Genomic DNA, 11,161 nt, shown 5'->3' with positions numbered 1-11,161 from the left:
CCGCCAATAGAGCAAGAGAGCCTCTCGTTTCATTTTTTGTTATAAATAGAATCAATACACACCGCATTTTGATTATTACAACTCTGAATGAATCACCAAAGGCCACTATGATTTTCAAATACTGCTCATAAAAAGTACTGTGCATAAAAAATTCACACAAAGACTCATTGACGACATCCACTTTTTCAAATACTGTTCAAAAAAACAGTAATCAACAGGAGACTCACCATGGCAGTAATCGCTGTTTGGAAATGTGATCGGGACGGTAGCATGTTTGATGATAAAAAAGACGCTGAAGCCCATGACAAAATGTTAGAACTCGCCGCTAACATTACTTACGTCATCGAAAAAAACATTCAATCCGTTTCTGAGGAAGATTGCGAAGCAATTGGACTTCTCTTGGCAAAACACAGTGACGTTCTCGCCAAAGCGTGCAAAGGAAAACCGGAGCTTTTATTAGAAGAAGTGAACGCTACCGAGAATAAAGAAACCAATAATACAGATAACAACGTCACCCCCATGACACAGACTGGCTAATGTTATTTGTTTAACGATTCGTAGAGTCAAGTTTTACTGATAGCGTAAAATATACGAACGTCGGTTTAGCCATTTTGATTTTACTCGCAACTCTTTTATTAGCGAGAAAGATGTCAGTGTTTTCCTAAGTACCGCTTTTGATACAAAAGGCAAATCACTGGCTTCGTCTCTCCCTAGCACCCTGCTTTTATTATTTCCCCCATTCCTACCACCGCCCTTTCAACAATAATCACAAACACAACTATTGCGAATGCGACTATCGTATGAAAGACGTACAAACTCATTACCCCTATAATCCTCGATGAAGCTTTCATTACAGAGGCTCCAAAGATTCGCCGAAAGTTAGCGTTCGAATAAAAAGAGTATTTTTTTATTACGTTTTATTTTTCTCTTTTTATATGCACCGTTTATCCGGTAAGTATCGCCAAACAACATAAAAGATTGGCGTCAAAATCAAAAATACTCTTTACTATTAAGACTTTTATTGACATCTTTATGCCGAGAAACTATCTAAAGAAAAAATATTATTCTCCCTGCAACACGCCATGGCGAAAAAATGATAAATTTGCAGTGGGAATAGTTGAGCTGCATAACATTAGTTTTCTTAGTATTAGTGACAGCAATTTTAGTGAAAGTGGCCGTAGTAACAACACGCTCACTTCAAACTCAAGAAACAACAGGACGTTCACATGAATACTTACCGTATTGTGTTTTGGGGAGCCACCTCTCCAGAAAAGGACATCAACGATGTAAAGCGCTTATTTGCTAATCGTTTTGGCATTAAAAATAACGCTTACTTAGAACAACTCTTCTCTGGCCGCGTCGCAACATTAAAACGAGGGCTAGAAGAAACCGCCGCACGACGCTTACAAAATATGATTGAAAGCTTAGGGGTGATATGCCGTCTTGAGGCCGAGAATCAACTATTTTCACAGCAATTGTCAGCGGCCCAGACCATAATAGGAAAACAGGACGCCAACAACGACCCTCCCCAAAACGCTCTATTCAGTAGCACCGACTTCTCCACCGACTTTTCTATTGGCCAGAGATCAAGCTTTGATCGCACCGTCCCCGGTAATGCAGTTACAGAAAAAACGCAGGGTAATAACCCTATCGAAGTGGGCAACCACTACCCACAAGGCCTTGCAGAAAAGCTCAGAAGCGCTCTCAACGAACCACCTAGGGTACTGGAGCCTAATATGACGGAGGTGTACAAACGACCCGTTTTTGCTTCACAGCACCACTAAACCGTTACCCACCAGTAAAGGCTTACCTAAAAATACAGTAACATAATGACTATCGATAACCTCTTGCTCAGATATGCTCGAACCTCGGCCTTTCTGAGCGAATTAACGTCTTCACCAAGAAGTGACATCAAATTTTCGCCCAAAAAAAGAACCGTGGGTTGACATAGGGTGTCAAAAACGCATAATGTCGCGTCCTTGATTTGTGACCCTTACACATTGAGCCTTATTTTTTAACAGGAGCAACACGGTGGCCAATTCACCTCAAGCTAAAAAACGAGCGCGTCAAAACGACAATGCGCGCAAGCACAACGCCGGCCTGCGCTCCATGGTGCGCACTTACATCAAAAAAGTAAATGCAGCCATCGAAGCAGGTGATGCAGCTGCCGCTAAAGCAGCTTACGAAGCGGCAGTTCCAGTGATCGATCGCATCGCTGATAAAGGCATTATTCATAAGAATAAAGCTGCTCGTCATAAGAGCCGTTTGAACGCTCAAGTAAAAGCTTTAGCAGCCGCTTAAGCCAATACAAGACGACGAAGAAACCGGCATTATGCCGGTTTTTTTGTGCCTGTCGTTTTATCACCCGCTTCATCTCCCCAACTTAAGCCTACCAAGTTAAAACCTATCAAGTTTAAAGCCTACCCAAGCCGTACTCACACCAGACCACTCTAAACAAGCACTCCACAAACATCACTCACAACAATATACCCCCACCCTCCATGAGTCTCGCCACATTTCGCCACAATTGATCCTAACCTTGCCCGAAACTCACCTCAGTAGCGCCAGATTTGTTTTGTTTACTAACACTGTACCGGGAACACAGACCCAAAACGTTTTTGAGAAATATCTCTACGAATACAAATCAACGACATAAAAGCGACTTTGAGGAATTCAACATGAAAAAGATTTTATCTATCTCTGCATTAACTCTGACTGCCCTAACCACAACTGTGAATGCTAACGCTGAATATTTAGAAGCCAAACAAAGCGCCAGCTTTTTAGGGGGGGCCATTATGGGAGCAGCCGTTGGCGGACCAATTGGTATGTTTGTGGGTGCACTCAGCGGTGCTTATGTTGCAGAAGAATTAGAAAGCGCCGAAGAAGGCCGTATTGCACAAGCTTCCCTTAACGAAGCCGAACAAGAAATTTCATCATTGAAGAAGGAAATGGCTATGAATGCAGCGCTATATCAAACAGAACTGAACAGCGCAGCCAAGGAAGAGTCGATCGTACTCAATGAAATCGAAATGCATGTTTTCTTTCACACAAATTCAGACACACTCACCGATGAAGCCACTCGTGTCGTGGACTCATTAGCCCAAGTCATGTTGGAAAACCCACACCTCACCGTGAATCTTGCCGGCCATACCGACCCAAGAGGTAACGATGATTACAATAATGTCCTTTCTCAATACCGTGCCGGAGCCGTTGAAGAAGCCTTGCTAAGCGCAGGTATAGAACCTGCCCGAATCCGTACCACCGGCTACGGGTCGGATAAGTCCACATCCCCAAAGGGAGACCGTGAATCCTATGCGTTAGAACGTCGCGTGGATATCGAACTGATCAACAGCGATAACATGGCCCTAACCAGTAGTTTTTAACGCCAAGCTCATAAAACCTAACTTGTAACAACACATGGCCTGTAACGACACATGACTTGTAACACTTGGTTTTTAGCACTCGCCTTTCAACACATGACGCACCGCTAGCAACTTCGCCCAAGCCTTGCTTGGGCTTTTTTCATGAAAAAGCCAATGAAAGCCGAATTAACACTCAACCAAACTCACTGCTAACCCGCCTAATGACGTTTCTTTAAATTTGACGGACATCTCTAGGCCCGTCTGTTTCATCGCCGCAATGCAACTGTCTAACGGCATCACATGTTGCCCTGTACCGTGCAACGCAAGGGATGCAGCCGCATAAGCTTTAATGGCACCGAACCCATTTCTTTCAATACACGGCACCTGCACCAACCCCGCCACAGGATCACACGTCATTCCCAAGTGATGTTCCAAAGCAATCTCTGCGGCATTTTCCACTTGGGATGGCGTTCCACCTAATACCGCACAAACGCCTGCTGCCGCCATGGCAGACGCAGACCCCACCTCTCCCTGACAGCCCACTTCTGCGCCGGAAATAGACGCTCGATGTTTAATGATGCCCCCAATGGCTGCCGCAGTCAGTAAATAATCATGAATTTCCGGGCCAGTAATGCGCTTATGTTTCACCAAATAGTACAGCACAGCAGGAATAACACCCGCTGCACCATTAGTGGGGGCCGTTACCACCAAATGACCTGCGGCGTTTTCTTCATTCACCGCCATGGCGTATGCACACAACCAATCGTTGCTATCAGCACGCTCTGGGTTTTGTTGCAGCACTTGGTATATCCGCTTCGCCCGGCGTTGGACCTTCAGAGAACCCGGCAATACCCCCTCTGTTTTTAAGCCATTTTCGCAACATAACTTCATCGCCAGCCAAATATTCTGTAATTGATGCTCTAACTCTTCCTCTGTGTAAACACTCAATTCATTCGCTCGTTTCAACTGAGCAATACTCAACCCGGATTGTTCGCACATGGCTAACATTTCTTTCGCTGAAGAAAATGGGTATTCACAGATGGGTAACGTGCCAGTCACCACAACCGTATCCCCCCGAGCAAACTCTTCTGCCGTTTTAATAAAGCCGCCACCAATGGAAAAGTACGTTTTCGATAAAAGCACTTTGCCTTGGGTATCCAATAACGATAACTGCAATCCGTTAGGATGCTCTGGTAAAGGCTCGCCATAGTCGAAGATCACATCAGATGTCGGATCAAAACGAACTCTTAATTCAGAATCACTCCATGACAAAGCTTTTTTGCTTTTAAGTGTCGCAAATAAGCCATCAACATCTTCTTGGGCAAGTTGATGGGGCAAGTAACCATGCAAACCTAATATCACGGCTTTGTCTGTTGCATGACCACTTCCAGTAAAAGCCAAAGAGCCTCTTAAAGTGGCTTGCACACAAAACTGATGCGCACTCTTACCTAATCGGTTTTGTTGAATAAAATCATGCAAAACGCCTTTAAATTCTGAGGCCGCCACCATAGGCCCCATAGTATGAGAGCTAGAAGGCCCAATTCCAATTTTAAAGAGGTCGCATACACTAATAAACATTGATATTTCCTACAGGTTAGTAGGTGTTAATTTTGCTCCACTCTTTGTTAAAAATAAACTATTTTAATCTCAAGAAAGAAATAAAAAATGCCTCAGTTAAATAACCGAGGCATCTTTTTACATCGTAGAGAATAGGTATAGCAAAGCTAATCGCAAGGGGTACTTACCACGCCACTGCCCACGGCTACATTGTTAACGGCCGTAATACATTGGCCAGTTGCATTATCTTGAATTTTATATTCAATATTATAAGTACCAGAAGTCACTCCCGTTTCACGCTCATAGCGATTACCCACTAATTGGGCTGATCGACAATCGCTGTTTAAGCATAGATAAACAAAGCCACCAGTTTGCCCACCATTAACATGATAAAGCGTGCCATCGGCTTCAATACCAAACGCAAATCCTGATGGCGTTGGGGTCGGTGTTGGTGTTGGTGTTGGTGTTGGTGTTGGTGTTGGTGTTGGTGTTGGTGTTGGTGTTGGTGTTGGTGTTGGTGTTGGCGTTGGCGTTGGCGAGCCAAGCTGATCAAATAAATCTGGAGACGCATTCAACCACTGACCATTCGTAATCGTATTTACCCAATTATTTTCAACCAAATTATTTACTTGAACTCGAGTATCCCCCCAATAACCTTCCGGGTAATTGTCCGCCCTATTTCCCCATAAAGGTTGACTATCCCAATCGGCATTAATAAATGCTACGGCTTTAATGGCTGAGTGGCTATTCACGAAATTGAAAATACTGCGATACCACTCGTTCCAAATTTGATTACCCGATTTATTTTGCCGACTACTATTATTATTCGGGTTAGAGCCAAAACCATGATAAAAACCTTCTTGAATATCATAACGCTGTGGTGCTGCCTCAGCGATCATCACAGGTTTATTTCTCCGTTCAGCGTAAGAAATAAAATTATTGATGGCGGCATCATTACAATCGGCAGGGGTAAAGTAAGACATGCCTATCCAATCCACATAGTTATCTCCAGGCCACCAACTACGATAGGGATTTCCACCAAAAGTGACCCTTGAATTACCTGGCGTACAATAAGAGGCACTTTGCCAAACCATAACTATATTGTCAGCACCTGCTGCCACTTTTTTATCATACATACGACGCCATGCCTGAACGTATGCACCAGGATCATACTCATTCCAAGGCCCATCAAACTCATATCCCCAACGAACAAAAACAGGTCGTTCCCAACTTTTCAATACACGAATGAGCTCATCAAGATTTCCATCCAGCTGTCCATTATTGATTTGACCCAACTGCCCCTTCATCCAAACACCAATGGCCAAAACGCTGTTAGGATAGTTGGCAAAAAGCCTCCCCATATTGTTAGGACCAGCACCATTGTCTACGTCTGTCGTTAATCCACTTAAATCACCGATATTAATATAACCTGTCACACCACCAGGCGTTACCGCTACGGAATTATTGTAATTATCAATACTGATCGTATCTTGCCCAACAATCAGGATTTTTTTTCCATTTGGAGGAAGAAAAGGGCCTTCCACTGCACTCGAAAATGAAGCACCCAAACTAACAGAAACACCAAGCACAATTTGAGTAATACAATTAGAAAGTACTTTAGGTTTTATCATTATTCTTTCACCTTCATTAGATTTGAAATTACGAATACCCTCACAACAACATCATCACCACAACACAATTCATTCAGGGTTCATTGACTGATAATTTAAAACAACATTCGTGTACGCAAGCACGCCATACACGACAAAAATCGCTAAAAAATAATCAATGCTTCAATTTTCACATTTAAGAAAATGACCAAGGTACAGTCGCCAAGACACACATTACACAGCAAAGCAAGAATGTAATCGTTTACATTTAAAGCCAATAAAAAATGGCTTTTCACTATTAACTGACAAATGGATAAAAGGGGTACTGAATACACACTTAGAATTATTATTATTTTCTCTAAGCGCTTACATAAATTAAACCCATTACCTTCCAAAATCAACACTGCTTGATAAAAATAGTCATTTCAATTTTTAAAAATTGAAAATTATCATTAACCATATTTATACTAATTTCGCCGATCAATTTAAAACCTGTTTCTTATCAAGAAAAAGAATTTATTATCAAAACTCAATGCCGGTATAGCCATCCATGTCTAAACGCCTGTGACTGGACACCAATGTTGCTTTTGATTGTTCCATTTCCAATTCAACAACATAACGCAGTGATCCACCTTGATCAAAAGCATCAAACGGATAGCACGTTACCAATAGTAACGATTGTGGATGACGCGCCGTTGATAAACGACGGTTGTGACTATCTACAACAACCATATTCGTCACAGTATATGTCCTCCAATCTCCCGATTTATTCTGCAGAAATAACTCATCTCCCATCTCAATATTCTTCAAAAATTTAAAATGGGTATCACGATGACCCGCAATGACCGGTGATGCATCAAACACATTTTGAGTGTAATGCCCATGCCTATGATGAGAAAAAGGATTAACCATCAGACCAGGACCAAAGGCCAACGATTGACCATGTACGCCATGCAAAACAACCCAATCAATGTTGTGTTGCTTAGACACTAAACGCGCTACAGGCCAAGTATCTGCCCACCTCCACGGTTTTTGTGGAGGCAATGGCATTATCGGCAGCGAAGATAAATTCACCTCAGAATTTTCATATAGGGGCGCAGCAATGGTTTTCTGCCAAGCATTGTGAATCAAGTATTGTGCAAGTTGCGCTTTACTATGAATCCAAAGAGCGTGCCCCCAACACAATAGGGCACAGAATAATAAAGTTAACATTAATAGGGTACTTATTTGATGTCGATAAAGCATCCGTAAACTCATGATCAATTTCATTATTATTGCCCTCGCGTAAAAAAAGATAACGTTTTTATGCTATTCACTCCTCTACCAACGACAACCTGATACCAGCGAACCATTGCCAACAAACACAATAAAAGCGTTCCAATCCACATTAATAAATTCGCACTTGTCGCTGTAGAAGGATAAGGCTGAGAAAAAGATTGAGAAGGGGAAGCTTGTGTCGAGCCATGTGGCATAAGATTCGGAACACCTGTACGGGATAACCGCTCTGAATGAGGCCTCTCAATAATTTCTTCTACCGCCACAAAGCTAGTATAAGGCGACAATAACTGATGAGATAAAGCAATAGACAACACCTCTTCTCGAACAGAAAATTCATTGGCACCACGGATTTTTTCATCAAGCCAATATTCAATTTTACGACGAGCCCAAACACTCCCAACACCATTAGCAAGCTCACTCTCACTTAAATCATCGTGCAAGTTTCTCCGAGCTACTCGTAATTTTTGCGTCCATACTTCTCCATTTCCTAAAAGACCTCTTACGGTAACATCACCTTCGGCAAGCCCACCTTGATCCCATTTCACGGCAACCAACAAAGGCTCTCCAGAATACAATTCCGGTATTCTCTGCGGCCACATTTCTACTGGTGCCGGCCACTCTATAGAAACCTGGGTTAATACGGCACTTTCTAATTTGGTAAATAAGCGTTGCATTTTTTCTGTAATCTCATCCACTGAACCAATATAGGTGAAGGTACCACGACCGAATTCGGCCGCCTTACTCATAAAATAATGATTCGGAGCAGAACCAATACCGATGGTAAAAAGGCGAGTTTTATCAAGGTTATGATGAATAAGAGAAAACAGTTCAGCTTCGTTACCGACACTGCCATCCGTAATAAAAACCACCTGCCGCAAACGATTTACATTACGATGAGGCTCTGAGAAACGGGCATCCACTAGAGCTTCTTTCAATGGGCCCACCATTTCCGTCCCACCCCCTGCTTTCAACCCTCTGACAAAATGTCGAGCATGTGAAACGTTTCGAGAATACGCCAATTGTGGTTCAGAAAATAATGAGCGAAAATCGCTATTAAATTCAATTACATTAAACATATCATCGGCATGCAAACGATTTAGGGCAAAATCCAAACTTGCTTTTGCTTGTCGTATTGGCTCTCCTCCCATGGAGCCCGACGTATCCAAAATAAAAATAATTTCTCGGGGAATTTTTTCTTGTGTAGTTTGGACAGAAGAGGGCGGCATCACCATCAACAATCCATAGTCTTCTCCGCTCACTGATTCTTGAAAGAAAGCAGCTTTCGGTTCTTTACCCACCGCAGGCCGCCAATGCAAAACAAAATCTCGATCCATTGTGACCCACTTTTCGGATAACATAACTCGATGTGACGCATCTTGTTTTTCAATGGCAATATCATGGTAGGGACTGGAAATAGAGGCCAAGGGAACCCCCGCCTTTAAATTAAGATCGATATGAATTGGATTGGGTATACCCGAAGGTACCGTTAACAGCCCCTCCCGATCTTTCGAGCGAAATACAGGTTCATTCGAGGCTTTCTCTGAATACGTCGGCCACAATTGATGAGCCTCTTCAGAGTGCACTTGCATTGGAGTAACCCTATGAGCATCTGGCACAACCAACGTTGGCATTGCCCACCCCATGGATACATCTATAGTCGAGTGATCCTGCTCTTTCTCTAAATGCTTTCCTAGCGAAGACGAAACAGTATTCGGCCTCGCTAGCCACTTTGGAACAGATGGAATATAACGAGGCGTTAAAGTCGTCGGTAATTGGTAAGTGAACACGCCACTTTCATAACCGACGTCGTGCTGAAACCGAAGTTCAATACTCACGGTTTCACCAGGTGGAATATTCGCCACTGATTGAGTAAATAAATTAGGGCGCTCCTGTTCAGTCATGGCCGCTTTTTTCCCTGCTTTTTTTGCAGCCTGATAGATTTTTTTCGCTTCACTTCGCTCTTTAATTTCACCCACAATCCGCCGATCTCCAAGCACCATTACCATACGATTAACCGCCGCGTTTTCAGGCAATGGAAAAACATACACCCCTTCCTGCCATTGATCGGTGGTATTAGAAAATGTCTGCCGCAGCTCTACCTGTGCCATCAAGCCCGTAATGGTCACCTTGGCCTCACTATGTAAATGAAGCGCATGACCTGACGCCGTTCCCTTAAACATTAATTGCCCTGTTTGTACTTGGTTTATTTCTTCAACCATCTCGGCTCGTACCCAATCACTGATGCACAACAATACGATGACGCTAGAAAGAAAAATAATGAATTTTGTCAGTCTAATGCGCCTAGGATAATCAGGCTGATCCGTTAACAATAAGTGTTTTGGTATACGCTGGCGTTTAAAGCACATGATAGGCTCCTTCGATAATTTACCCTTGTATGACGGGAAGTAAACCAAAGCATTACGGCGAGCCTGAGACAGAAAACGTCAAACCTATGATGAATCATGGCAAATGATGGCAAACACTAGAGCGTCTGGTAAGAAAGCCCCATAATAGGGATCGAAAACAACGGCACCGTCGAGTACCGAATATGATGAATAGACACGAGCAGGAATAAACACAAACATGAGCAGACATCAATGAGTAGACACATTGCCATCGTAGAAGATGAAATCGCCATTGCAGAGAATTATCGTGACGCTATGGTGCGACAAGGGTTCAGCGTCAGCCTCTACAGCAATCGTCCAGCCGCAATGACGGCGTTTCAACAAAAATTGCCTGACTTAGCGATTATTGATATCGGCCTTGGAGATGAAATTGAGGGCGGCTTTGATTTATGTCGAGATCTTCGAGCCATGGCGCCCACACTGCCGATTATCTTTCTTACGGCAAGAGACAGTGAATTTGATATTGTCTCTGGTTTGCGCCTAGGAGCCGATGATTATTTAACCAAAGATATTTCCCAACACCACATGTTAGCAAGGGTTACTGCCTTATTTCGGCGTGTGGAGGCACTCAGCACACCACAAGAGAGTGCTTCATCAAATGCAGTTATTGAACAAGGATTATTAACGTTAAACATGGACAGAATGAGCGTACACTGGAATGCCCAACCGGTGGATTTAACGATTACTGAATTATGGATAGTACACTGCCTGGCTCGTAACCCTGGTCATGTCAAAAACCGTCAGCAACTTATGGATGCCGCCAACGTTGTGTTGGATGACAATACCATCACATCACACATTAAACGTATTCGAAAAAAGTTTGTACAACTAGACTCAAATTTTTCAGCCATTCAAACCGCATACGGAATGGGTTATCGGTGGGAAATGTAACTTCAGTGGAAAACAAAAATGGAAAACAAAAATGGAAAATACAAATGAAGAATGTAAA

9 protein-coding genes are annotated in these 11,161 nt (G+C 43.0%); 5 read left to right on the top strand and 4 right to left on the bottom strand.

Annotated elements, in window-relative coordinates; genetic code table 11:
• The first annotated feature begins 228 nt into the window (after positions 1–228).
• The 4 genes from LU351_RS01145 to LU351_RS01130 all read left to right on the top strand — a co-directional run bounded on the left by LU351_RS01145 (position 229) and on the right by LU351_RS01130 (position 3,383).
• Positions 229–537 (top strand): YebG family protein, encoded by a 309-nt coding sequence (locus LU351_RS01145; RefSeq protein WP_232592157.1) that lies wholly within the window; start codon positions 229–231, stop codon positions 535–537.
• 689 nt (positions 538–1,226) lie between these two features.
• Complete coding sequence (locus LU351_RS01140) at positions 1,227–1,784, top strand: hypothetical protein (protein WP_232592156.1); 558 nt, start codon at positions 1,227–1,229, stop codon at positions 1,782–1,784.
• A gap of 247 nt (positions 1,785–2,031) precedes the next feature.
• Complete coding sequence (gene rpsT / locus LU351_RS01135; protein WP_232592155.1) at positions 2,032–2,301, top strand: 30S ribosomal protein S20; 270 nt, start codon at positions 2,032–2,034, stop codon at positions 2,299–2,301.
• Positions 2,302–2,678: 377 nt separating this feature from the next.
• Positions 2,679–3,383: an OmpA family protein gene (locus LU351_RS01130; RefSeq protein WP_232592154.1), complete on the top strand. Its 705-nt coding sequence runs from the start codon at positions 2,679–2,681 to the stop codon at positions 3,381–3,383.
• Positions 3,384–3,548: 165 nt separating this feature from the next.
• Here the strand turns inward: LU351_RS01130 and LU351_RS01125 are convergent, their stop codons facing one another.
• From LU351_RS01125 to LU351_RS01110, 4 genes are all read right to left on the bottom strand, one after another.
• A complete protein-coding gene (locus LU351_RS01125; protein ID WP_232592153.1) occupies positions 3,549–4,940 on the bottom strand; it encodes an L-serine ammonia-lyase in 1,392 nt (463 codons plus the stop codon).
• A 146-nt stretch (positions 4,941–5,086) separates the two neighbouring features.
• A complete protein-coding gene (locus LU351_RS01120) occupies positions 5,087–6,550 on the bottom strand; it encodes a family 31 carbohydrate-binding protein (RefSeq protein WP_232592152.1) in 1,464 nt (487 codons plus the stop codon).
• Between the two features lie 501 nt (positions 6,551–7,051).
• Positions 7,052–7,798, bottom strand: coding sequence for a class GN sortase (locus LU351_RS01115; protein WP_232592151.1), 747 nt, complete (start codon positions 7,796–7,798; stop codon positions 7,052–7,054).
• Positions 7,799–7,800: 2 nt separating this feature from the next.
• A complete protein-coding gene (locus LU351_RS01110; RefSeq protein WP_232592150.1) occupies positions 7,801–10,173 on the bottom strand; it encodes a marine proteobacterial sortase target protein in 2,373 nt (790 codons plus the stop codon).
• Positions 10,174–10,404: 231 nt separating this feature from the next.
• Between LU351_RS01110 and pdsR the strand changes: the two genes are divergently transcribed.
• The gene (pdsR, locus tag LU351_RS01105; RefSeq protein ID WP_232592149.1) at positions 10,405–11,103 is read left to right on the top strand and encodes a proteobacterial dedicated sortase system response regulator; all 699 of its coding nucleotides are present in this window, start codon (positions 10,405–10,407) and stop codon (positions 11,101–11,103) included.
• Positions 11,104–11,161 lie beyond the last annotated feature (58 nt).

Origin of the sequence: Marinibactrum halimedae, assembly GCF_021234875.1 — a bacterium.
In the GTDB taxonomy this organism is placed as follows: domain Bacteria; phylum Pseudomonadota; class Gammaproteobacteria; order Pseudomonadales; family Cellvibrionaceae; genus Marinibactrum; species Marinibactrum halimedae.
Note: the sequence above shows the minus strand (reverse complement) of the source record. Positions and strands in the feature narration are given on the sequence as shown.